This window comes from Desulfotomaculum defluvii, from assembly GCF_054657375.1.
Genome location: NZ_BAAHYV010000007.1, coordinates 921,284 through 944,725, shown reverse-complemented (window position 1 = coordinate 944,725; position 23,442 = coordinate 921,284). Strand labels below are relative to the sequence as shown.

General features: G+C 44.4%; 26 protein-coding genes, 2 pseudogenes and 2 riboswitches. Of the genes and pseudogenes, 20 read left to right on the top strand and 8 right to left on the bottom strand.

Features of this window, described 5'->3' with window-relative positions:
• Positions 1-22 precede the first annotated feature (22 nt).
• Positions 23-289: a hypothetical protein gene (locus tag ACYQ03_RS11720; RefSeq protein ID WP_459910118.1), complete on the top strand. Its 267-nt coding sequence runs from the start codon at positions 23-25 to the stop codon at positions 287-289.
• A gap of 26 nt (positions 290-315) precedes the next feature.
• Positions 316-519, top strand: a complete 204-nt coding sequence (locus ACYQ03_RS11715; protein ID WP_459910117.1) for a hypothetical protein — start codon at positions 316-318, stop codon at positions 517-519.
• Between the two features lie 49 nt (positions 520-568).
• Here ACYQ03_RS11715 and cobI read toward each other — a convergent pair whose 3' ends face one another.
• The 6 genes from cobI to ACYQ03_RS11685 form a co-directional block, all read right to left on the bottom strand.
• On the bottom strand, positions 569-1,279 hold the full coding sequence (cobI, locus tag ACYQ03_RS11710) for a precorrin-2 C(20)-methyltransferase (protein ID WP_459910116.1): 711 nt from the start codon (positions 1,277-1,279) through the stop codon (positions 569-571).
• A gap of 15 nt (positions 1,280-1,294) precedes the next feature.
• Complete coding sequence (locus ACYQ03_RS11705; RefSeq protein WP_459910115.1) at positions 1,295-2,149, bottom strand: energy-coupling factor ABC transporter ATP-binding protein; 855 nt, start codon at positions 2,147-2,149, stop codon at positions 1,295-1,297.
• On the bottom strand, positions 2,149-2,925 hold the full coding sequence (gene cbiQ / locus ACYQ03_RS11700; protein ID WP_459910114.1) for a cobalt ECF transporter T component CbiQ: 777 nt from the start codon (positions 2,923-2,925) through the stop codon (positions 2,149-2,151). The genes ACYQ03_RS11705 and cbiQ overlap by 1 nt, the downstream gene beginning before the upstream one ends.
• A gap of 1 nt (position 2,926) precedes the next feature.
• On the bottom strand, positions 2,927-3,238 hold the full coding sequence (locus tag ACYQ03_RS11695) for an energy-coupling factor ABC transporter substrate-binding protein (protein ID WP_459910113.1): 312 nt from the start codon (positions 3,236-3,238) through the stop codon (positions 2,927-2,929).
• Positions 3,222-3,974, bottom strand: a complete 753-nt coding sequence (locus ACYQ03_RS11690; RefSeq protein ID WP_459910112.1) for an energy-coupling factor ABC transporter permease — start codon at positions 3,972-3,974, stop codon at positions 3,222-3,224. Before ACYQ03_RS11690 ends, ACYQ03_RS11695 begins: the two co-directional genes overlap by 17 nt.
• Before the next feature lie 76 nt (positions 3,975-4,050).
• Entirely contained in the window at positions 4,051-4,878 is an 828-nt protein-coding gene (locus ACYQ03_RS11685) for a sirohydrochlorin cobaltochelatase (RefSeq protein WP_459910111.1), read from the bottom strand.
• A 100-nt stretch (positions 4,879-4,978) separates the two neighbouring features.
• Positions 4,979-5,157: riboswitch (cobalamin riboswitch) on the bottom strand.
• A 176-nt stretch (positions 5,158-5,333) separates the two neighbouring features.
• Positions 5,334-5,512: riboswitch (cobalamin riboswitch) on the top strand.
• A gap of 88 nt (positions 5,513-5,600) precedes the next feature.
• Between ACYQ03_RS11685 and cobT the strand changes: the two genes are divergently transcribed.
• From cobT to ACYQ03_RS11595, 18 genes are all read left to right on the top strand, one after another.
• Positions 5,601-6,656 (top strand): nicotinate-nucleotide--dimethylbenzimidazole phosphoribosyltransferase, encoded by a 1,056-nt coding sequence (gene cobT, locus ACYQ03_RS11680; RefSeq protein WP_459910110.1) that lies wholly within the window; start codon positions 5,601-5,603, stop codon positions 6,654-6,656.
• 117 nt (positions 6,657-6,773) lie between these two features.
• On the top strand, positions 6,774-8,171 hold the full coding sequence (locus ACYQ03_RS11675; protein ID WP_459910109.1) for a cobyrinic acid a,c-diamide synthase CobB: 1,398 nt from the start codon (positions 6,774-6,776) through the stop codon (positions 8,169-8,171).
• Entirely contained in the window at positions 8,158-9,270 is a 1,113-nt protein-coding gene (cbiD, locus tag ACYQ03_RS11670) for a cobalt-precorrin-5B (C(1))-methyltransferase CbiD (protein WP_459910108.1), read from the top strand. Before ACYQ03_RS11675 ends, cbiD begins: the two co-directional genes overlap by 14 nt.
• Positions 9,249-9,875 (top strand): precorrin-6y C5,15-methyltransferase (decarboxylating) subunit CbiE, encoded by a 627-nt coding sequence (gene cbiE / locus ACYQ03_RS11665; protein ID WP_459910107.1) that lies wholly within the window; start codon positions 9,249-9,251, stop codon positions 9,873-9,875. Before cbiD ends, cbiE begins: the two co-directional genes overlap by 22 nt.
• Positions 9,868-10,479, top strand: coding sequence for a precorrin-6Y C5,15-methyltransferase (decarboxylating) subunit CbiT (cbiT, locus tag ACYQ03_RS11660; protein ID WP_459910106.1), 612 nt, complete (start codon positions 9,868-9,870; stop codon positions 10,477-10,479). The genes cbiE and cbiT overlap by 8 nt, the downstream gene beginning before the upstream one ends.
• Before the next feature lie 205 nt (positions 10,480-10,684).
• Positions 10,685-11,431: a precorrin-4 C(11)-methyltransferase gene (gene cobM / locus ACYQ03_RS11655; protein WP_459910105.1), complete on the top strand. Its 747-nt coding sequence runs from the start codon at positions 10,685-10,687 to the stop codon at positions 11,429-11,431.
• Positions 11,409-12,470: a cobalt-precorrin 5A hydrolase gene (locus tag ACYQ03_RS11650; protein ID WP_459910104.1), complete on the top strand. Its 1,062-nt coding sequence runs from the start codon at positions 11,409-11,411 to the stop codon at positions 12,468-12,470. The genes cobM and ACYQ03_RS11650 overlap by 23 nt, the downstream gene beginning before the upstream one ends.
• Positions 12,356-13,165, top strand: coding sequence for a precorrin-3B C(17)-methyltransferase (cobJ, locus tag ACYQ03_RS11645; RefSeq protein ID WP_459910103.1), 810 nt, complete (start codon positions 12,356-12,358; stop codon positions 13,163-13,165). Before ACYQ03_RS11650 ends, cobJ begins: the two co-directional genes overlap by 115 nt.
• Positions 13,162-13,929 carry a precorrin-6A reductase gene (cobK, locus tag ACYQ03_RS11640; RefSeq protein WP_459910102.1) on the top strand — a complete coding sequence of 256 codons (768 nt, stop codon included), beginning with the start codon at positions 13,162-13,164 and terminating at the stop codon, positions 13,927-13,929. The genes cobJ and cobK overlap by 4 nt, the downstream gene beginning before the upstream one ends.
• Before the next feature lie 21 nt (positions 13,930-13,950).
• Positions 13,951-14,574: a precorrin-8X methylmutase gene (locus ACYQ03_RS11635; RefSeq protein ID WP_459910101.1), complete on the top strand. Its 624-nt coding sequence runs from the start codon at positions 13,951-13,953 to the stop codon at positions 14,572-14,574.
• Positions 14,575-14,587: 13 nt separating this feature from the next.
• Positions 14,588-16,126: a cobyric acid synthase gene (locus ACYQ03_RS11630; protein ID WP_459910100.1), complete on the top strand. Its 1,539-nt coding sequence runs from the start codon at positions 14,588-14,590 to the stop codon at positions 16,124-16,126.
• Positions 16,123-17,070, top strand: coding sequence for an adenosylcobinamide-phosphate synthase CbiB (gene cbiB / locus ACYQ03_RS11625; RefSeq protein ID WP_459910099.1), 948 nt, complete (start codon positions 16,123-16,125; stop codon positions 17,068-17,070). Before ACYQ03_RS11630 ends, cbiB begins: the two co-directional genes overlap by 4 nt.
• Positions 17,071-17,088: 18 nt before the next feature.
• Complete coding sequence (cobS, locus tag ACYQ03_RS11620; RefSeq protein WP_459910098.1) at positions 17,089-17,838, top strand: adenosylcobinamide-GDP ribazoletransferase; 750 nt, start codon at positions 17,089-17,091, stop codon at positions 17,836-17,838.
• Positions 17,790-18,692, top strand: coding sequence for a GHMP family kinase ATP-binding protein (locus ACYQ03_RS11615; RefSeq protein ID WP_459910097.1), 903 nt, complete (start codon positions 17,790-17,792; stop codon positions 18,690-18,692). Before cobS ends, ACYQ03_RS11615 begins: the two co-directional genes overlap by 49 nt.
• A 13-nt stretch (positions 18,693-18,705) precedes the next feature.
• On the top strand, positions 18,706-19,785 hold the full coding sequence (gene cobD / locus ACYQ03_RS11610; protein ID WP_459910096.1) for a threonine-phosphate decarboxylase CobD: 1,080 nt from the start codon (positions 18,706-18,708) through the stop codon (positions 19,783-19,785).
• Between the two features lie 4 nt (positions 19,786-19,789).
• On the top strand, positions 19,790-20,371 hold the full coding sequence (cobU, locus tag ACYQ03_RS11605) for a bifunctional adenosylcobinamide kinase/adenosylcobinamide-phosphate guanylyltransferase (protein ID WP_459910095.1): 582 nt from the start codon (positions 19,790-19,792) through the stop codon (positions 20,369-20,371).
• 61 nt (positions 20,372-20,432) lie between these two features.
• Entirely contained in the window at positions 20,433-20,981 is a 549-nt protein-coding gene (cobO, locus tag ACYQ03_RS11600) for a cob(I)yrinic acid a,c-diamide adenosyltransferase (RefSeq protein WP_459910807.1), read from the top strand.
• Between the two features lie 232 nt (positions 20,982-21,213).
• Positions 21,214-22,023 carry a class I SAM-dependent methyltransferase gene (locus ACYQ03_RS11595; RefSeq protein ID WP_459910094.1) on the top strand — a complete coding sequence of 270 codons (810 nt, stop codon included), beginning with the start codon at positions 21,214-21,216 and terminating at the stop codon, positions 22,021-22,023.
• Positions 22,024-22,269: 246 nt separating this feature from the next.
• Here ACYQ03_RS11595 and ACYQ03_RS11590 read toward each other — a convergent pair.
• Both ACYQ03_RS11590 and ACYQ03_RS11585 read right to left on the bottom strand, forming a co-directional pair.
• Positions 22,270-22,838: pseudogene (locus ACYQ03_RS11590) on the bottom strand (lipid II flippase family protein); the annotation flags it as partial.
• A 77-nt stretch (positions 22,839-22,915) separates the two neighbouring features.
• Positions 22,916-23,305: pseudogene (locus ACYQ03_RS11585) on the bottom strand (DUF3231 family protein); the annotation flags it as partial.
• Positions 23,306-23,442 lie beyond the last annotated feature (137 nt).

The following is a 23,442-nucleotide window of genomic DNA, read 5'->3' as shown; positions in this document are numbered from 1 at the left end:
AACATAGCATGGAGGGTTGCCGTTGTTTTTTGTTCGCAATAATATTTCTGGCGAATTGGTTGATAGTTCCGGTCTTCTTCAATCCCACAGCGATTTTAAAGAACCCATTGCCTTTGAAGACCCCGAAGAGGCGGTAAGGTTTATTGACTTTGTCTTAAATGGAGTCTTTGACTATCAAGAGCAAGAGAAAGAAGTTACAGGAAAAAAATTAACTTGTTACTCTGTGGAACAGATTGAGGTAACCCCAAAGGATTGTGGATGTAGTTGTGAACGTAGTAGTAGAGTGTAACATCAATAAAGATGAAGGGGATGCTTATGGAAACTCAAAACGATATTGTTAAATTTGCCTCAGATATTAAAGGTTTTATCCAAACTGCCTCACAAAATGGTAAGATTTCCTCTGACAAAATTGAAAACATCATTGGTATGTTGGAAAATGCCAAGCAATCTGCCCTAGACCAAGGAAAAGATGTGGAACCAATCCAAGATCTTATCAAAGAGCTAAAACAAGACCAGTAAGGAGATTAACTCTAATAGTACAGCCCCTGACATTCAGGGGCTGAAAAATTTATCTGCTTCCATCAGATTTTTTTTTCGCCAATATGGTAGACAAATAGGTTGGCTTTAGTTCTGGACTTTTTAGATCAAAATGAATAGTTTCATCGGCATGACCACACTTACTGACCATCACCGCATGGTCCAGCAAATGATGAGTAGCCATTTCATTGATTAGTTTAGAGGTGTTTCTAGAAACCTTCATTAAAACAACATTATCAGCTAATGCTAAGGCTTGATTTAACTTCTCTTCTTGACAGGTAGCAGGAACAATGGTTAGTATCTCATCACCTTCGGCTAGGGGAAAACCAACCCGACTGGCAGAAGCTGCAAAGGAAGTAATACCGGGAATCGTTTTTATTTCCACTGGGTGCTTAGACAGTAGCCTTAAAATATAGATATATGTACTATAAAGCATAGGGTCGCCCAGAGTCAAAAAGGCTACATTATTACCAGTTTTCAAAAGATCCAGGATCGTTAACTTATTGCTTTCCCAGGCCTCGTTTAATTTAAACTCATCGTCCACCATAGGGAAGATTAATTCAAGTATTTTTGTATGTTCTTTTAAATGGGGCCGTGCAATATTAAGGGCTGTGCTTTTAGCCCGTGTACTGGTGCGAGGGGCAATAACCACATCAACCTTATGCAAAATATGAACAGCTTTTAATGTAATCAACTCCGGGTCACCCGGTCCTACGCCAATACCATAGAATATTCCTTTCATATTAACCTCCTATAACTAGTGGATCTTTACAGCAGCATTATTCTGGATAAGAGTCAGCAAAGCCTCCTTGGTACGGGGAATAGGTAAATTTTTCGTTAGATAACCCGCCAACTGCAGAGAATTAAAAATTTCTAATATAATAGGCTTGGTAAGGTGATTTTCTGCTAACAATTGATCCTGGGATAATATGTTTTCTGGAGTTCCTTGGCCGGTGATGAGTCCGTTTTTCATTAATATGATTTCATCTGCCCAGCCATAGGCTTCGTCCACATTATGGGTTACCAGAATAACTGTCATACCTTTCTCATTGAGTTTATTTAACAGATGCATGATTTCTATTGAGTTTTGTGGATCTAATGAAGCAGTTGGTTCATCCAGAATCAGTAACTCTGGGTTCATGGCCAAAACACCGGCAATTGATACCAACTTCTTTTGACCAAAGCTCAGTAAGTGCACAGGCTTGTCAGCCAAGTGAGGGATGCCACTTAGTTCAAGGGAACTAAAAACCCGTTCTTTTACTTCTTTTTTTGATAGTCCCAAATTAATAGGGCCAAAGGACACTTCCTGACGAACACTGGGAGCAAATAATTGACTGTCAGGGTCTTGGAAGACAAGACCCACTTGGCTGCGCAAAGTGGCTAAGGAAGTGCGGTCATATTTCAATTCTTTTCCCTTGAAAAAAACATTTCCTGAGGTTGGTTTTAATAAAGCTATTAAGTGAAGGAGCAAGGTTGATTTTCCTGCCCCATTAGTACCTAAAAGGGCAATTTTTTTTCCCTTTTTAATAGCAATAGATATACCCTGTAGAGCTATGGTTCCATTTGCATACTGACAATGGAGGTTGCGAGTTTCTAAAATAATGTCCGACATTATAAAATACTCCTGACTTTGTATGCTACCAATATTAAAAATAGTTCAATAAAGCAAATGATGATAATATTTCTTCTGGAATAAGTAAAATCCTGACCTAATACCTTTAAGAAGCCATTATATCCCCTTGCATCCAGAGCCCAGGACAGCTCCCTGGAGCGACGGAGAGAGATAAGCAGGAGACTGCTAACTAACATGCTCATAGAAAGTAAACCCTTTTTGCCTGAGGCATAGCCTAACCTTGCTGATTGAGCATTGTAGATCCTTTGCCCATTGTCCCAGAGTACAAATAAAAAACGATAGATTAATAGCATCAGTTCTAAAACTAATTCCGGGACCTTAAGCCTTCGTAACAGTTCGATGATATCCAGCATAGAAGTTGTAAGAACTAAAAAGAACAAACAGGAAACTGATCCCAGGGACTTAGATAAAATGATAAGGGATGCCCGCAGGGTTTCTGAGGTTATGCCCATTGGGTAGCCTAGCATATTCCAACTGCAGATAATCGCATCCGTTGGGGATAGGGTTGTTATAGCAACACTTAAGGTTCCTAAGGAAAGGAATGTAAGAGGGAGTAACAGGAGCCTTAAATAAAAATACAAGGGCACTTGACCGAGAAAAACGGTGGCCCCAATCATGATAAACATGACCAAAATGGATAAAGTTATTGAATTGGCTAAGATGCAAATGGCCATTGTGACAATGGCAAAGCAAGATTTTTCCATCGGGTGGATCTGCCCCAAAGGACTAGCATAAGAAATTCGATCAAGAAACACCTTATTTTTTTGCCGCCTTTCTTTTTCCACGCCAGAAGCCTATGATGTAGCCCATAATTCCCGCACCAATTGCTGCTTGAAGAGCAAAAAGAAAGCTTTCTACTTCGGTACTAGGAGGTTCCCAAAGTGGTTCAACCCAGGGTTGATAGTTCTGATCTACCTGTATAATTACCTTTTCAATTTGACCATCTGCACCTTCAAATTCGGCATTGGGTAGAAACAATAGTGGTATTAGGAATATAATGATCACTGTTCCCAAAAGTACACTGTTTAATAATCGATTCGAGGAAAGTTTTTTAGTTGACGAAATCATAGGGACCGCTCCCTTCTTTTTTAGATAATCCATAATGAAGTTCTTCCCTGTAATTGTTCAGGAGGTTAAATACAAATAAAGTCAACAATCCCTCTGTTATGGCCAATGGAATTTGCGTAATGGCAAAAATACCCGTAAATTTATATAGAGAAACTAGGTAACTGCCTGTACTGTCAGGGAAAGCCATTGCCAATTGGAGGGAAGTAACCAAGTAGGTTGTCATATTGCCCAGAGCAGCGGCTAGGAAAACAGCAACCTTTGCATTACGTTTCTTAAGTAGTTGGTATATCCCAAAGGAAACTAGGGGACCCATAACACCCATGGAAAACACATTAGCACCAAGGGTGGTTATGCCGCCGTGGGCCAGTAATAGAGCCTGAAACAACAGAACAATACAGCCCAGAACACTCATCACAGCAGGTCCAAACAAAATAGCACCCAGCCCTACGCCAGTGGGGTGAGAACAGCTACCAGTAACCGAAGGGATTTTTAAAGCGGAAAGAACAAATACAAAGGCACCTGCCAGGCCCAGCAGCATTTTTAGATTTGGATTAATCTGCAGGGTCCTGTGAATGGATCGCATCCCCCAGAGTACAAAGGGAACTGAAAGGGCCAACCAAAATAAGCACCAACCAGCAGGTAAAAATCCTTCGGCTATATGCATGGCATAGGCGGTATTGGGAGTAAAGAATAATATACAGAAAGCTCCCCAAAGGGCAGTACCCCAATATTTCATATAATGATGCCTCCTTTTACAATAATCCCAATGTTTCGACTATTAGTCCGGTACTTGAGTTTATTTCTTTTACTAACTAGTTAAGGAGTTTGTCATAGGCCTGTCGTATATGGTTAATATAGATTTCAGCGATATAATCGTATTCCAACATACCCTTAAGAAGGGTTGTTACCTGATAATTTTCCGCCAGTTCATTTTGCCAGGAATCTTGCTCATCCCCAGCCAAATCATTGAGAGCATGATCCCCGGCAATGTTCATAAAGGGGACCAGGGTTATCTGTTTATAATCCTTCTTAACAAGATCAGCCTTTACATCATCTATTGATGGATAACCCTCAATGGTGCCGAGCATAACATTTTGATAGGTTTGACGCAGCATATCATTTAGACAACCATAGGCACTAAAGCTATGATGATCGCTGCCATGTCCTACCAATACCAGTGCATGCTGTGGATCTGCAGGAACCAGGTCTTTTAAATACTTTACAATCATCTGGTAATCTACTAGATGATAAAGTAGTGGTGCTCCCAGGGATAATTGATGAAAGCCAAATTTGCCTATTTTACTTTGAAACTGCTTTCCGGCAGTACCTTGTAGGTGGGACATATTTTCTACCACATTCACCAGATCATAAAACTCTTGACCTGGTAATATATGGACTGACTGAACCACCACCCGAGTATAGCCCTCATCTTGGAGCTTAGCTAAAGCAGTAATAGGGCTGTCTATCAGGATACCTTTTTGGGCTAAAGCACCACGAATGCTTTTGGCTGTATAGGCCCAGCGTAGTTCTATAGCGGGGAAGACTGCTCTGACTTTATCTTCAAGTTTTTTAAATGCAGCAGTTGCTTGATTTACGCTGGTGCCAAAGGTGACCAAAAGAATAGCTATTTTTTCCATCATAAAAACCACCTTTTTAAAATAAAAAACCTTAACTAACAAAGGTTAAGGCAGAGCAAAATAACCAGGTAACCCCGGTATAACTGCTTGCCTCTCCTCGGGAGGGTCAGTTTTTTGTTTGGCAGGTCTCCTGACTCAGGTTATAATTTGCTTCTACCTTCCCAGCATAACCAGTGGTCTAAACATGAAACAAACTAGCCTGTTACAGTGGCCGGACCGCTCGGGATTTACACCCGATTCCCTTTTAAGCCCCGCAGGGGAACCAAACATTTAAGGTATTAAATTATGGTGCCATCATAACATATATATTCCATTATGTCCATAAAAATCCAATTAATCCAATACAAAATATTGATACTATTCTGAAACTTATGGCTTTTTGGAATTAGTAATAATAATATATAATGCAGCAATAAAAAATATATTGCCTAAAACTTAAAATAACGATAAAATACTAAAAAAGTATAATTTTTCCAGGTGCCCCTAGGGGAGAATAGGGAATCGGGTGTAATTCCCGAACGGTCCCGCCACTGTAAGCGATAGGCTGTTACCCATTTAGCCACTGACCCAAGGTTGGGAAGGCGGGTATCAGGCAATGACCGCAAGTCAGGAGACCTGCCTGTAAAAATATGAATTTTGAGAATGATGGAAAAGTTCTCGGCCTATTAAGGCTGGGAATTTTTTTGTTTTTCTAGTAGTCCACAAAAATGAAGGAGGTAATAATAATGTCTTTATTAACTGAAACATTGTCTAAGATTCAAGTACCGGACCAGTCCTGTGAGGAACAGGCTCGACAAAGGTTAGACAGACTGACCAAACCACCCGGCAGCCTGGGAATATTAGAGGAGATTGCCTGGCGAATTGCAGGTATCCAGCGGTTACCATTGCCGAAACTTCCACAGGAGAAAGTTTCTCTGGTATTAGCAGGAGATCACGGGGTTGCGGCCGAAGGGGTCAGTGCCTTTCCCCAGGAAGTAACTCCTCAAATGATCTTTAACTTCCTACAGGGTGGTGCAGGTATCAATGTATTGGCCCGCCAGGCTGGTGCTAGAGTTGTGGTAGCTGATGTTGGAGTCACTGGACCCCCTTTGGAAAAGGAAGGGCTTATTTCCTGTCGCGTAAAGTCTGGTACAGATAATTTTACCTTAGGCCCTGCCATGAGCAGGGAAGAGGCCATTGAATCCATTGAGGCTGGTATTACCCTTCTGCATCAGCAAGTAAAAGAACGTCCGGCTCTGGTTGGTATTGGTGAGGTGGGTATTGGTAATACCACTCCCAGCGCCGCTATATTAGCTGCCCTTACAGGAGTGGCTCCGGAGGAAATTACAGGTCGAGGTACAGGTATAGATGACAAAGGGCTGCAGCATAAGATAGAAGTGATTAAGCGGGGACTGGCGGTTAATCTTCCCGATGCCAATGATGGCCTAGATGTGCTGTCCAAAGTGGGTGGTTTAGAAATAGGTGCTATGGCGGGAGTTATATTGGGTTGCGCTGCGGCGGGAATTCCGGTAGTACTGGACGGTTTTATCTCCGGTGCAGCAGCTATGCTAGCAATAGCCCTGGCACCCTTAAGCCGAAAGTTCATGTTTGCCTCCCATGTATCAGAAGAACCAGGTCATCGTATCATGATGCAGAAGTTAGAATTAAAACCTATTCTGCATATGGAAATGAGATTGGGTGAAGGCACAGGTGCCGCCTTAGCTTTCCCAATTATCGAATCTGCCTTACGTATCATTAACGAAATGGCTACATTTGCAGAGGCAGGGGTTAGTGAAGGATAGACCAAAAAAGAGAAACCATACCTTGGTTAATTTTCCTTGAATTGCCATAAATTTTATACTATAATTTGTGTTACTAACCCTGATTAAAAAGATAGAATATTCAAACAGGAGTCAACTATGAAAATACCAAGAATTGTTCTGGCCGGAACCCATAGTGGCGTAGGAAAAACAACCCTAACCCTAGGGTTACTGGCAGCTTTCCGACGGCGGGGTATTAGGGTACAACCCTTCAAAGTAGGGCCTGATTATATAGACCCGGGTCTCCACAAAGCAGCTGCTGGTGTCACTTCCCATAACCTTGACAGTTGGATGGGCTCAACGGAGAAAGTACGTGAGTTATTTGTTAGAAGAGCAAGGGGAATGGATATTTCCTTGGTGGAAGGCGTCATGGGTTTATTTGACGGGGCCAAGGGGCAAGGGGAAAGGGGTAGTACAGCCCAGGTGGCCAAAATTATTGAGTCACCTGTGGTTCTGGTTTTTTCAGCCCAGGGGTTGGCCCGCAGTGCTGCGGCCCTAATTAATGGTTATCGTAGTTTTGACCCCAATTTGCAGGTGTGTGGAGTTATTGCCAACGGAGTAGGCAGTGAAGGTCATAGACAATTTATTAAAGAGGTGCTGGAAGGGGAATTGGGTATTCCTTTGCTGGGGGCACTGGTCAAACAAAGGGATATTGTGATGCCCCAGCGACACTTGGGATTGCTGCCCGCAGCAGAAAATAAGGAATTAGACCTAACCCTAGCAGTCTTGGCTCAGTTAGTTGAAGAACAAATCGATTTGACAAAGCTACTGATTTTAGCCCAGCAGGCACCGGAGCTGAGAGATAGTGAAATATTGCCTGCAGCAAAGTCATTTAACGGTGTGAGGTTAGCAGTGGCCAGTGATGAAGCCTTTAATTTTTATTATCAAGACAGCCTTGATTACCTTGTGGAATTAGGGGCCGAACTTGTATTTTTTAGTCCCCTGCGAGATACAAAATTACCACAGGATGTGGATGGAATATATATTGGTGGAGGATTTCCTGAACAATTTTTACCTGTGTTATCAGCTAATCAATTATTAAAGCAAGAGATAGTAAAACGTAAACAGCAAGCAATGCCCGTTTATGCAGAGTGTGGTGGTTTCATGTATCTGTGTGAGAGTATTACCGATCTGGCTGGACAATCCTTTGCTGGGGTGGGATTGGTACCCGCTAGGGTAAAAATGGGACAGCGTTTGGCGGCCCTTGGTTATGTCCAAGCTAGGTTAACAAAAACCTGTTTACTGGGGGACCCTGGTGTGATTCTGAAGGGACATGAGTTTCATTGGTCCACCATGGAGGACCTGCCTGCTGCAACTCATATTTATCAGTTAACCGGAGGACGTGGCAAGGAAGGGCGTGGTGAAGGCTATGCCAGCAAGGAAATATTGGCTTCCTATGTCCACATCCATTTTCGCTATAACCCTGGGGCTGCCCTAAAATTTTTAACGGCCTGCCAAAAATACAGGGCCTGGAGAGTAAATCATGCAAGAATATAAACATGAGTTAAGATCTGGCTTTACCACCGGCACCTGTGCCGCAGCAGCGGCCAAGGCGGCGACTCTAGCCTTGGTGAAGGGTATTATTGTCCAAAAGGTTTCTATTTCCTTACCCGACGGTGGTCAGATAGTAATAGATATAGACAAGGTGGAAAAGGAAGGTCAGTTATGCCGAGGGTCAGTGGTAAAGGATGCCGGCGACGATCCAGATGTGACCCACGGCATGACCGTTGTGGCTGAAGTTTCGTTGCAGCCCGGAGAAATTCAGATATCCGGGGGCAAGGGGGTAGGAACTGTGACCAAGCCTGGCCTGTCGGTGCCAGTGGGGGAATCGGCCATCAACCCAGTACCCAGGCAGATGATTCTACAGGAAGTAGGGGAAATATTGGGGCCAGATCAGGGGGCAAGGGTTGTCATAGCCGTGCCTGAGGGGGAATCAGTGGCAAATCTAACTATGAATCCCAGGCTAGGGATTGTGGGTGGTATTTCCATCTTGGGCACTGGCGGCATTGTCCGGCCCATGTCTGAGGATGCCTACCGACGGTCTTTGGTACCACAGATTGATCAGGCATTGGCCCTAGGACACAGCTTACTGGTACTGACACCTGGTCGGTTGGGGGTTAAAAAGGCGGCGGAATTGGCCCTGCCTTCTGAGGCCGTCATCGAAACCAGTAATTTTATCGGTACCATGCTGGAAGAGTGTGCCAAAAGGTCTGTGGAAGGGGTACTTTTACTGGGTCATTTGGGTAAATTAGTTAAGATAGCTGCAGGTATTTTTCACACCCTAGGCAAGCTTGCCGATGGACGGCGGGAAACCATTGCTGCCCATGCGGCCCTGTTGGGAGCACCCCGTTCCGTAATTGAATTGTTAATGAACATGAATACCGCCGAAGAGGCCGTAGCTATTTTAGAGCGTCATGATTTGTCCCGGGTCTTTGAAAATTTGGCTGCAGCGGCCAGTCAGAGGGCTGCGGGCTATGTAAGGGAAAAGTTCAAAGTGGGAACGGTCATGTATGCCCTCAGCGGTGAAATTGTGGGTTATGATGAAGGAGCCAAAGAAATTGGGGGGGCACTGGGATGGAAAATATCATCAAAGTAATTGGTGTGGGTCCCGGTGGACCTGAGTACCTAACTGACGCTGGGGCTGCCGCTATACTACAGGCAGAAGTGGTGGTGGGGGGCCACAGGCTATTGGAACAGTTTGCCCGCCCAGAGCAAGAAACCTATGCCTTGGCTGCAAATCTGGAGCCTGCAATAGAATTTATACGGCAAAAATATAAACACAACCGTCTGGTGGTGCTGGTATCCGGGGATACAGGAATTTATAGTTTTGCTGCTACGCTGGCGGAAAAGCTGCCGGCCAATTGTTTAGAGTTTATTCCTGGCATTAGCTCTGTGCAGTTAATGTTTGCTAGAATTAAAACCCCCTGGCAGGATGCTGTGATTCTAAGCCGCCACGGCAGAGAGGATCATCGGTTGGCCAGCATCGTTAAGGCAGGAATTACGGCAGCAGTTTTAACAGATGCTAAAAATACTCCCCAGGCTTTAGCCAGGGAACTTTTGGCCAGTGGTTACAGTACCCTGCCGGTTTCAGTGGGTTGTAATCTTTCCTACGCCAATGAAACTATTTTCCGGGGAAACTTGACCTCTTTGGCAGAGTCTAACCATAAATTTGAGAATTGCGTGGTGGTTATCGGTGTCTAAAGTGGAATGGCCCTATACAACAACTGGTATACCGGATCATCTTTTTAAGCAGTCAAACAACGTTCCCCTAACTAAACAGGAAATACGCATGATTGCCATTGGAAAAATGAAATTATTCCCTGGTGCTGTGGTCTATGATGTAGGGGCAGGGAGCGGCAGTGTGACGGTAGAATGTGCCCTCCAGATAAAAAACGGCACTGTTTATGCTTTGGAAAAGGACGGAACTGCCGATGAACTGGTGGAAGCCAATGCCCAGCGATTCGGACTTACTAATGTTCGTCTGGTACCGGGTTTTGCCCCTGAAACAATGGAAAAGCTGCCGCCGGCGGACCGTATTTTTATCGGCGGCAGTGCCGGTGCTCTGACAGAAATTCTGGAGACATCTAACCGTAAGCTCAAGCCTGGTGGTTGGCTGGTGGCAACTGCCATAACCCTGGAAACAGGACCCCAGGTACTAAGATTTCTAGCGGCTAAGGGTTATCAGCAAACTGAGGCTGTCAATATCACTGTGGCCAGAGCCAGGCAGGTGGGCGGATCCCAGATGTGGCAGGGGCTGAATCCAGTGCTCATAGTAAGTGGACAGAAGCCAATCAGTAGCCTTTAGTTTTTAGCCATTAGCTTTTAGGTTTTGGGCTAATAGCTAATAGCTAAAGGCTAACAGTCGACCCTAAAGGAATCCCCCCTAGCCCAAGGCCGATGGCTTAAAGCCCAAGGCCCACGACTCATGGCCAATTTTGGGGTGTCGCATGCCAACTAACAAGTAGTTATGCGACTCTCTCAGCAAATAAACTGGAACGGATGATGAACGGATGATTTATTTTGTCGGAGCAGGTCCAGGGGACCCGGATTTACTAACAGTTAAGGCCTGGCGGTTGTTACAACAGGCTGACTTGGTTGTTTATGCAGGATCTTTAGTACCACTAAAGGTAATGAACTGCTGCCGGTCAGAAGCCCGGTTGGTTGACAGTGCCCCGCTGGTTTTAGAAGAAATAATAGCACTGATGGTGGAATACCATCAACGTAATAAGGTGGTAGTACGGCTGCATACAGGGGATCCCAGCATTTATGGGGCCATTGGGGAGCAAATGACATTACTGGATAAGCAAGGCATTCCTTACCAAATCATACCGGGGGTAAGTTCTTTTCTGGCCGCCGCTGCTGCTGTGAAAAGGGAATATACCGTCCCCGGAGGTTCCCAGACAATTATTATTACCCGCCTAGCGGGACGAACACCGGTACCAGCTGAACAAGAGTTAGCCAGTTTGGCTCAGCACAGGGCATCGCTGGCCGTCTTCCTCTCAGTTGGTATGATAGAAAAAGTACAGCAGGAATTACTGCAGGGTTATGAGCCAAATACACCCGTGGCAGTGGTGGAGCGGGCTTCCTGGCCAGAGGAGAGAGTGTATCGGGGCAGACTCCAGGAATTGGCCCAATTGGTGGAAAGGGCAGGTATCAAACGTACGGCTCTGATTTTAGTTGGTGATTTTCTAACCTCAGGAGGTCGTTCTTTACTTTACGATGCGGGATTTGAGCATGGCTATCGAAATGAAGAATAAAGTTGCAGTACTGGCTCTTACTAACGGGGGAGCCAGCCTTGCACAAAAACTGGCAAGCCTTTTAGCGGGTGCTGAACTTTACCTTCCAGAGCGACTTTTCCATGCTGGCTTTTCTCCTGCCACCTTCTATGATCAATGGCAGGAGACAGTTAAGGTAGTTTTTCAAAAGTATAGCCAATTAATTTTTGTTATGGCCACAGGCATAGTTGTCAGAACACTGGCACCGTTGCTTCAGTCCAAAGGGACTGACCCTGCTGTGGTGGTGCTGGATGAAAGGGGCCAGCATGCCATCAGCCTGCTTTCTGGTCATTTAGGAGGTGCCAATGCACTAGCCCGTAGGGTGGCTGCACTGATCGGCGGGACAGCTGTTATTACCACTGCCACTGATGTGGTGGGTGTAGCTTCCTTGGATATGCTAGCTAAGGAACTGGATTGTCAGGTTTATCCTAGCCAGGGAATAAAGTTATTTAACCGACTTTTGGTGGAGGGAGAACCAGTAAAGATTGTTTCCCCCTGGACCATAAGGCCAGAAGTCATGCAGGGTCTAACCGTATCCCACCCCGATAAATGCTGTTCCCAAGGACCTGTAGTATATATAACCAACCAATTGGTGCAGCATCGCGGGGAACCAAGACTAATGCTGAGGCCAAAGAATCTGATAGCTGGAGTGGGCTGTCGCAAAGGGGTAAGCTGGGTACAAATTGTTGCAGCAATCAAAGCTACCTTTAGGTCTTCGGGATATAGTTTGCTCTCACTAAAATACCTGGCCACAGTGGATCTGAAAATGCAAGAACATGGACTACTTCAAGCAGCCAATTATTTTAGGGTCCCTTTAATTGAAGTTACTAGGGAACAAATCAAAAATCTTTCTGTACAATATACCAAATCAAATTTTGTTAAAGAGCAAATAGGAGTTGGTGGAGTATGCGAACCAGCAGCCCTAATAGCCAGTGGAATGGGGCTAATCAAAGTACCCAAGCAGAAAATTGGACCTGTGACAGTGGCCTTAGCCGAGGCCAAATTGTTGTGGTGGGACTAGGACCCGGCAACCGTGAGACCTTTACGGAGGAAGCTCTAACAGCCATCCAGTCTGCTCAAGTTGTAGTGGGGTACCATACTTATTTAGAATTAATTCCAGATTTAATTGAGAACAAGGAAAGGGTGACCACACCCATGCGTGGTGAGGTAGCCAGAGCACAACAGGCGGTAGAATTGGCCTCTGAGGGAAAAGTGGTGGCTGTTGTCAGCAGCGGTGATCCTGGTATATATGGTATGGCCGGACTAATCCTGGAGGTTGCCGAAGGGAAGGTTCCGGTGAAGATCATTCCAGGTATTACGGCTGTATCAGCAGCAGCCGCCAGCCTAGGAGCACCCCTCATGAATGACTTTGCTGTTATTAGTCTGAGCGACTTATTAACTCCCACTGAAATCATGTTTAAAAGGGTGGAGTCAGCAGCAGCCGGCGATTTTATCATTGCCTTGTACAATCCTCGCAGCCACGGCCGACCGGACAATATTAAAATTGCCCAAGAACTGATGCTAAAACATAAGGCACCTTATACACCGGTAGGCATTGTCCGACTGGCTCGGCGCGGCGATGAACAAAAAACCATTACGACTCTGCAGGAAATGTTAAACCATGATATTGATATGCTAACCACCGTAATTATTGGCAATTCACAGACTCGGGTGATAGATGGACAGATGGTAACACCCAGGGGATATAGATTGTGATCCTAGTACTGGCTGGCACCCTGGAAGGTAGAAAAACGGCTGCATTATTGCAGACCGCAGGGTTTAAAGTGTTGGCTTCCACTGTGACAGATTACGGCAGCCAGCTACTGCTTGAACAAGGAGTGCAGCAGGCCCGGACAGGGGCATTGGATAGAGCTTCTTTGAAGGAACTCCTGGGCCAAGGCGTTGAGCTATTGGTGGATGCCACCCACCCCTTTGCAGCCGAGGTATCAATGACGTCCATTGGTGCTGCCCAAGAAGTGGGAATTCCCTATGTGCGGTTGGAGAGGCCCCAAACAAATCTCCCTGTTCACCCCCTAGTATATGCTTGTGATGACCTGAACAGTAGTATTAAGAAGGCTTTGTCCCTAGGCAGGGTCATATTTTCAACTCTGGGCAGTAAAAACCTACCCATGCTCATAGCTGCAGCCAAGGAAACTGGTGTAAAGGTGGTGGCCAGGATTTTGCCCGAGCCAGCGGTTGTTGCTAACTGTCTAAATTTGGGATTAACACCAAGGGACATGATTGCTTTGCAAGGGCCCTGCAGCCAAGAATTGAATATGGCCTTATATAAACAATACCAGTCAGAGGTCATCATCACCAAGGATAGCGGCAATACAGGTGGCGTTCAGGAGAAGATAGGGGCGGCCTTAGAGCTAGGTATCCCCATTGTTATCTGGCAGCGACCCCGCTTGCATTACCCCTTGGTACTACATTCTCCGGCAGAAGTTTTGCAGTATTGCCAAAGTTTTAAGGCGAGCTAGCACACAAGGAAGTGAAAAATTATGGACTTTAAGGATATCATTTGGCAGCCCCAGGAGATTGAACGTGAAAGTATGCGGCAGGTAGCAGAGTTTCTTAAATCTTTAAACTTGCCACCAGTAGAGAAGGCTGTTGTTAGTCGAATTATACATACCAGCGGTGATCCTGATTTGGGTTCACAGGTTCGTTTCCATCCCCAGGCCGTGGACAAGGGGCTGGAAGCTTTGAAAGCTGGCGTCGATGTTTATACAGATGTGACCATGCTACAGGCTGGGATAAATAACCGTCGTCTGGCGGAATTGGGTGGTCAGATACACTGTGCAGTACACAGTCAAGAAGTGGTGGAAGAAGCCAAGCAACGAGGAATTACTAGGTCGGCTGTGGCCATGGAGAGGTTCGGCAACCGTTTGCATGGTCAAGTGGTGGCCATCGGTAATGCCCCTACCGCTTTATTTACCTTGATGCGCATGATTAAAGAAGGCTTGCAGCCGGCCCTGGTTGTGGGTATGCCAGTGGGCTTCGTGGGGGCGGCCCACTCCAAAGAATTGCTGTCGCAAATGGATGTGCCAAACATTACTATTTTAGGTACCCGTGGTGGTAGTCCCTTGGCAGCTGCAACCATCAATGCACTGCTGTATTACAAATAAGGGAGGTGCTGCTTTGGCCCTTGCAAAAACCATCATGATTCAGGGAACCTCTTCCCATGTGGGGAAAAGTTTGCTTTGTACGGCCCTGTGCCGTATTTTTAAACAGGACGGTTTTCGTGTGGCACCCTTTAAAGCCCAAAATATGGCCCTCAACAGCTACGTAACCTTAGCCGGGGGAGAAATAGGACGGGCCCAGGGGGCCCAGGCAGAGGCAGCGGGTGTAGAGGCCACAGTGACTATGAATCCTGTGTTAATTAAACCAAAACAGGACCTCAATGCGCAAATTGTGGTATTGGGAAAGCCCCTGGCAGATATGAGTGCCAGGGACTACCGAGCAAAGTTTTTACCTGAAGCGGTCAGCCTAGTGAGTCAATGTATCGAGGATCTGCGCCGGCAATTTCAGGTAATGGTCATTGAGGGAGCTGGTAGCCCTGCGGAAGTCAATCTAAAGGATCGAGATATAGTTAATATGCGAACCGCTATGCTGGCAGAAGCCCCAGTGCTATTGGTAGCGGATATTGATCGTGGCGGTGTCTTTGCTTCCTTGGTGGGAACCTTAGAACTATTGGAACCCCATGAGCGTGAAAGGGTAGCAGGCTTTCTTATTAATAAATTTCGAGGTGATATTGAACTACTCAAGCCCGGATTGGAATTTTTGGAGCAGCGAACAGGCAAACCAGTATTGGGTGTAATTCCTTATCTACACGAACATGGTATTGAACAGGAAGATTCCGTTGCTTTAGATGGAAATACGACTTTTTCCACCGGGTCTGAACTGGACATTGTCGTTATCAAATTACCCCGCATCTCCAATTTTACCGATTTTGATTTAATCGGACAGGTACCGGGAATTTCCCTACGTTTTGTGCGTCCTGGAGATCTCCTGGGGGCACCGGATGTCGTGATTCTGCCAGGCACCAAAAATACCATTGAAGATTTGCAGTACCTGAAAGAAAAGGGCACTGATCAAGTAATTATTGAATTAGCCCAAAGTGGTATACCCATTGTGGGCATCTGTGGTGGTTACCAGATGCTAGGGAAAATGCTTTATGACCCATGGGGCAGCGAGGCAAGCTTAGGAAACATAACTGGCTTGGGGCTGCTGGACATAGAAACAACCTTTTTCCAAGAAAAGCAAACCCACCGTTGTAAAGCCAAATTTTCTTGTCAAGAATTTAATGGTTGTGATGTAACTAACCAGGAAATAACTGGCTACGAAATTCACACTGGCCAGGTTACACTGGGTAGCCAAGCAAAACCCCTGCTGCAGATAACCCAACGTTCTGGTCATATTGTAGATTTGCAAGATGGTGCTGTAGACAAACGGGGTAACATTTGGGGGACCCACATGCACGGATTGTTTGATAATAAGGCCCTGCTATTGGCTTGGCTTAATTCTCTACGAGAAGCAAAGGGCCTGCAAAAGCTATCCTTGGCACAACTTCCGGCTAACCGAGAAGAAAAGTATGATAACTTGGCTGAGACTGTGCGACAACATCTAAATATGAAAAAGCTTTATCAGATAATGGGCCTAGGGGAAGGAAAACTATGATCAGCCTTATTCTGCTAGCATTGCTAACGGATATCTTCGTGGGTGATCCCCGATATATTCCCCACCCGGTAGTTTTAATGGGATACCTAATTAATAGGTGCGAAACTTCTGTACGAAAATTCACCTCGGGTCCTAGGGGATTACGGCTGGGCGGCATACTTTTGGTAGTAGTTGTTGTCTCCTTCGTCTTGCTTGGAACCTGGGGGATGATTAAATTGGCAGAAATGATCCATCCCTACCTGGGTTTTGTGGTACACCTGTGGCTACTTGCCACAACACTGGCCGTGAAGAGCCTGGGCCAGCACGCCCTGGCAGTGGCTAAACCCCTGGCTAGAGGTGATTTAAACGAAGCCCGTTCTAAGGTTGCCATGATCGTTGGACGGGATACAGAGAAATTAGATGATCGGGGAATTACCAGGGCCACTGTGGAGACTGTGGCGGAAAACACCGTTGATGGTATTATTTCACCGCTCTTTTATGCTTTTATTGGTGGGGCACCTCTGGCCATGGCTTACAAAGCCATCAACACAATGGATAGCATGATTGGTCATAGGAATGAAAAGTACTTACATCTAGGCTGGGCTGCTGCTCGACTAGATGATCTGGCCAACTTCATACCGGCAAGATTAGCGGGTTTTTGTTATCCATGGTTGGCTGTGTTTTACCCCGGAGGCTTTTTTACCACCGTTAGGGTTATTCTCCGAGATGCCCCTAAACACCCCAGTCCCAATAGTGGTATTCCTGAAGCTGCGGTGGCTGGCGCACTGGGAATTCAACTGGGAGGCACAAACCACTATGGCGGTCAGATATCCCACAGGTCGGTGATGGGAGAAGAAAAATTGCCCCTATCTTACAGCCATATTCCACAAGCACTTAACCTTACCTATGGTGTTACCGCTTTGGTGGTAACAGGTGGGGTGATATTTAGATATATATTATATTAGGATACAGGAGGCATATTCTTGTTTAGCTCTTTTCGGCTAGCAGTTAGTTTTTTAACAGTCTTGCCTTGTTACAATAAAATGGCTGATAATAAGGAATTAGCAAAATCTGTTGCTTATTATCCGCTGGTAGGTTTTCTGCTAGGGTCCCTTGCTGCAGGGGTCTGCTATGCCCTGCACTCCTTAGGCTTAAACTTAGCTGCCGATGTTCTTGGACTTGTATCAATAATCATACTCACCGGAGGATTGCATCAGGATGGGCTGATGGATACAGCGGACGGCATCTTTAGTGGACGTGAAATTCATAGAAAGTTAGAGATTATGAAAGACAGCCGTGTTGGGGCTATGGGAGTCATTGCCTTTGGTACGGTGTTGCTTCTGAAAATATCTTTCCTATTCGAACTCGATATGGCACTAAAGTTGACTGCTTTTATGCTGGCCCCAATGGCAGGTCGTTGGGCGATGGTTTTAGCCATTATCTGCTACCCTTATGCCAGGGCCACAGGTGGTTTAGGAGCCTGTCTTAAGCAGGCAGGCAGTGTTCAGTTAAGCTTAGCCACCTTAACACTGATAGCTGGCTATTTGTGGTTTTTACAAATTCTAGGATTAGCCCTGTTAACAATGATATTTTTCCTTACCTGGCTTAAGGTGAATTTTATTGTAAAAAGATTAGGTGGCATGACAGGTGATACCTATGGAGCTTTAGGGGAGATGATTGAAACGTGGGTGATTTTTCTTATCCTATTGGTTCAACAAACCAAAATACTTTAATTTTCCGCGGGTCAGCCACTGCTCCTGGTACCTGTGGTGAGCTGGTACAAGGTACCATAAAGGGAGAACCCTTTCTTATTACTTGCCCCATTGATCTATGGAGTGAAATAACAGTTGAGCTGAGCCAAGGTGGAGATCAGAGAACTCACCTAGAAAAATCCTGTCGTGCACTTAAATTGACGCTAGATTATTTAGAAAAGCCATACTTTCGGGGCTTTATCAAAAGAAATTCCCTCTTGCCAGAGAGTAAAGGAATGGCTAGTAGTACTGCTGATATTGCAGCTACCTGCCTTGCCACCGCCAGAGCCATTGGTCAAGAACTAACAGCGGAAACCATTGGTAAAATTGCTGCCAAAATTGAACCAAGTGATGGACTAATGTTTCCGGGAATTACCTTCTGCAATCATATAACCGGAGAGCCCAAGAAATATTTAGGACAGGCTCCTCCCCTAAAAGTGGTTATTGCGGATCCCGGAGGGACAGTGGATACCATTCTATTCAATCATCGTAAGGATTTGGCTAGTAAAAACTTACAAAAGGAACCCCTAGTTCGCCAAGCCACTGATTTAGTAACCCGGGGATTATTAACTAAAGATTGGCAAATGCTGGGCTATGGCGCCAGTATCAGTGCCGAGGCCAATCAGGTGGTATTACCCAAACCTCACTTAGCTCAATGGAGAAAGTGGGCTTCGGAAGTGAAAGCCTTGGGTGTAATGGTGGCCCATAGCGGCACAGTTATGGGTATGATAATGCACCCTGACAGAGAGGCAACTGAAGTTGCCACATACATTAGTTGTAAAAAACCTGAATGGCAGGTTTGGCTTACATCAATGGTCAACGGCGGGATAAAGTAGGAAGGCGGAATCTATGCAAAAACATGGTGGAAACATCTGGCTAGCAGCACAAACCTATGGCCTAAAAGAGAGAACGCTACTGGACTTCAGTGCCAATATTAACCCCTTGGGGCCATCACCTCTAGCTTTGGCAGCGATGCGACAAGCATTGCTTCAGATTCAACATTATCCAGAACCCCAGGCGGAAACTTTGCGTAAAGAGTTATCCCAAATAACCAGTCTTCCCGAGGAAATGCTGATTTTGGGGAATGGTGCAGCAGAACTTATCTACGCTCTGGGCAGGTTGTTAAAACCTCGCAGGGTTTTATTGCCAGTGCCTACCTTTAGTGAATATGCTGATGCCTTTAGGAAAATTGAACAAATTCACATTCCCTTAGACAGGCACAACGGGTTTACCTTGGATATTGAAGCAGTAGGCCGACAGTTAAGACAAGGTGATTTAGCAATTATCTGTAATCCCAATAATCCAACTGGACAACTAGTATTAAAAGAACATCTCAAGGTTCTATTGACACAGGCCCAAGCCAGCGGAGCTGATCTTTTAGTGGATGAAGCCTTTATGGATTTTGTTTTCCCGGAGCAATCACTGATGCAAGAGATTCCATCTAATGGCCATTTGTATGTTTTACGTTCGTTAACTAAGTTTTTCGCCATACCTGGGATACGATTGGGCTATTTAGCCACATCGCCTAGTGTCATCGAAACTTTAATGTCTTTTTTACCCCCCTGGCGGGTTAATTTACTGGCTCAGGTGGCTGGAGTTAGCTCATTGCGAGATAAACAGTATAGTGCCAGTACTTTAGAACAAATGGGCCGCTTAAGAACCCTATTAGTAGAAGGTCTGACCTCCATCACTGGTCTCAGGCCTTTGTGTCCCGCAGCAAATTTTATCTTGGTGGACTGCCGGGAAAGTGGCTACTCAGCAGAGGAAATTCAAAATTTCTTAGGACCAAAGGGGATCTTGATCAGACAATGCAAAAATTTCATCGGTTTAGATGGGTATTATTTTAGGGTAGCGGTTCGGTCAGAACGGGACAATGCAAGACTTCTGCAAGCTTTACAGGAATTAGTGCAAAAAAGTAATGGGAGCTGATCCAATGATCGCACTGATAACAGGAGGGACAAGAAGCGGCAAAAGTTCATTTGCGGAGAAATATGCACTTTCTCTAGGCAGCAGCGGCATTTATATTGCGACATCCCAGGCTTTGGACAAAGAAATGAAGCAAAGAATCAAACTGCATCGCAAACGTCGCAAGGATTCTGGGTTTTCCTGGACAACCGTTGAGGAGCCCTATGAACTAGTCACTACCTTACTTACTCTTGGTACAGAGGCAGATATCCAGGCCAGAAACAAAGTAGTTTTGGTGGATTGTCTAACCCTCTGGTTAACCAATTGGTTAATGCTAGCTGAAAAAGAGGACACAGTTACTATAGTTACTTCCAAAATTGATTCATTAATCAATGCGTTGTCTGCTTTTCCTGGTCACCTGTTGTTGGTAACCAATGAAGTAGGTGATGGAATAGTTCCTCCATATCAGCTCGGTAGAGAATTTAGGGATTTTGCCGGATGGATGAACCAACGGGTGGCCCAGGTCTGCGGACAAGTATTTCTCGTTACAGCAGGGATTCCGGTTGAACTAAAAAGCCTGGTATTTAAACTACCTTTCCAGTGTAAGTAGAGAAACAAAAATAGAAGAATATCAAATAAAGTTAATCAAATGTTAGAAGGTGGTGGAACCTATGGATAAACCTGATAACAAGCGGGGGTTATTCCTAATATATACAGGAGATGGCAAGGGTAAAACAACGGCAGCACTGGGCTTGGCGATTCGTGCCTTCGGTCGCGGCATGCGGGTGCTCATGATACAATTCATAAAATCTCCAGAGCACACCTACGGTGAGAAAATAGTTTTCGAACGGCTTGGCATTGAGATATTTCAAATGGGTAGCGGTTTTACCTGGACCAAGACACCGGAAGAACACCGCAAAGCACTGCAACAGGCCTGGACTTTCACTAAAGAAAAAGTTGCCAGCGGAGGTTATGATCTTGTCATTCTCGATGAGTTGAATAATGCTCTGTCCATCGATAGCTTTCCCATTAATGATATCTTGCCCCTGCAGGAGATTCTAGAATGGATCAAAAACCGCCCCCAAGGTATGCACCTTGTTATTACTGGTAGAAATGCCAAACCAGAGATCATCGAGGCAGCGGATCTTGTCAGCGAGATCAATCCGGTGAAGCATTATTACAATCAAGGAGTAAACGCCATCATAGGTATAGAGCTGTAATGGAGTAGGTGGCTACTCAAAACCCCCTACATAAAAAAATGTTCGATTTCCATCACTCGCTCTAAATATATGCTCGTTGTTTAATAGGTTAAAGGAGATAAGTTTAAGAATCCAGAACGTAAATCCAGAAGTAATATGATCTGGATTTGCTGTATTTTGCATCGAACTTACAAATATTCGTATATCATACGAATAAACCAATAGTGTGTCTAATGTATTTGGGGTGATGAAAATGTCAAATACAGAAAAATACCTTAAAAGGCTGGAGTTATCTAATATTTTGCGGGAATCTGTTATAAGAACTATAGTAGATACACTCCCTCTTCCTCCTGAGAGTAAGGGACTGGATGCAGGATGCGGAACTGGTTTCTTTACTTTGATGCTAGTAGAAGCAGCAGGGGTTCATGGTCATGTTACTGGTCTTGATATAGAAGAAAAATTTTTAGTAAAAGGACGCTCCTTGGCATCAAAGTTAGGCCTGACGGAGAGGGTTTCTTTCATAAAGGGTGATATAACAAAACTTCCATTTAAGGAGGATTTATTTGACTGGGCTTTTAGCATGGATCTCGTTGGCTATCTAAAAATAGATCCTGTTTTACTACTGCAAGAGCTTGCCAGGACTGTGAAGCTGGGGGGGTTCATATATATTCTTAGCTGGTCTTCGCAAATGCTACTTCCTGGATACCCGGTTTTAGAGGCCCGGTTGAATGCAACTTCTTTAGGGATAGCTCCTTTTGATGCAAAAACAAAACCTGAGTTACATAGTATGCGTGCGTTGGAATGGTTTAAACAGGCAGGTTTGAGTGAAACAAGGGCACAAACTTTTGTCAGTGATATTAACCCTCCCTTAAGTCAGCAAATGCGGAAAGCCTTGGTAGATCTTTTTGAAATGCGTTGGGGAGAAGATAATCTGGAGTTATTGGAGGAAAATAAATTAGAATATCAGCGTCTTTGCAGGGATGATTCACCGGACTTCATACTAAATGTGCCCGGCTACTATGGATTCTTTACATATACGTTGTTTTGGGGCAGAGTGTTATGACTATATCGGTGTATAAGATGTTAATTTCTTAGAACTTGCTGCTAGGAGTAAGGACTGCCTTATTTCAGAACTTCAGTTGATTAAAAATAACTTTCCTTTAGTGGATGCAATAAATATACTTTGGAGATCGGTATAGCAATAATATTCTAAGATTTGGGCAGTATTCTTTGCTATAACCTAACCATAAAAAAATGCAATAAATTTTGCAGCTGGAAGAAAAAATATTTGACCAACTAATGTGCCTATCAATTTAGAACTAATTAACAATATTACAAGAGCTTTTACATCGTCATAAGGTCTGTCCCCTCTATATGCTTGGTCAGTGATAATGGCTGCTTTAGGGTCTACAAATAGTGTGAGTAGAATACTAGCTACACCATTAATTAATCCTGATGAAGAAGCTGCAGCTAATTTAAAGTTAGGGTGAACTAAAGTTGTCGAATAAAAAGCACTTAGTACGCCTATAGTGTATATGGCTGTTATAAGTATATTTATGAGGAGTAACCTCTTTGGTATGTTTCTAAAGGTATCAAGATTATTCCTATAAGGGTTCCTCCAGTTGCACTTAATAAAACTATCCTAATATCCTCTACTGGATCAATGCTTTTTGCAGCACTTAAGCCAATTAGAATTCCAATTAAAGGTCCTTGTAACATGTTGGCCGTTCTTGATATTAGAACGAACATATTTAAGAGAGAAGTTGTTAATGCAAACTGCCCAGATTTGACTGCATTTAATCTAACGGAGTAAGCAAGTGTATCGATCAAGTGAATAATAAAAGTTAAAACTATCAGTTGTAATAGATATTTATCCATAGAAACACCTTTCCAACATTAGGTTCAAATATATAAATTATATCACTGGTTATAAACGATATGTATTAAATACTTCCTTAGTGTATCCTTCTGAATTTCGTCAAATGAAATAAAAGTAGTAAGAGAAATCTAACGGTGAACATTTTATAAATATTTGCAGAAAAATAATTACCACCCAGGATGGGTGGTTCTTGCGGTGGATCAATATAGGGTGCACGGACGTAAATTCCTTTATTCAATAGAACTTCAGTAGCTCTATTGTCTAATTCAAGTGTGGTTCTAATGCAATTATTATAAAATTCACGAATATCAGCTCTTGCAGCTAAACCTAGAGCCATACTATAAGCAGTCAACCCAATTATTGACCACTGTTTAATATAGCGCAAGGCAAAAACATCAGAGTATAGACGAGGGGCTTTAACATTGACATCGTTTTCGGTAAAGGCAATGGGTACTGGTATGTGATTTTGTCTAAAAACCTTTTACAGATTCCTCCATGGTATCCCCCAAAAAGAAATTAATATATGTAATATAGTATTTGCCATAACCCTTAATTGTGGTATTCTCGAACATTATTAATATAAGAACACTATCGGTGAAATTA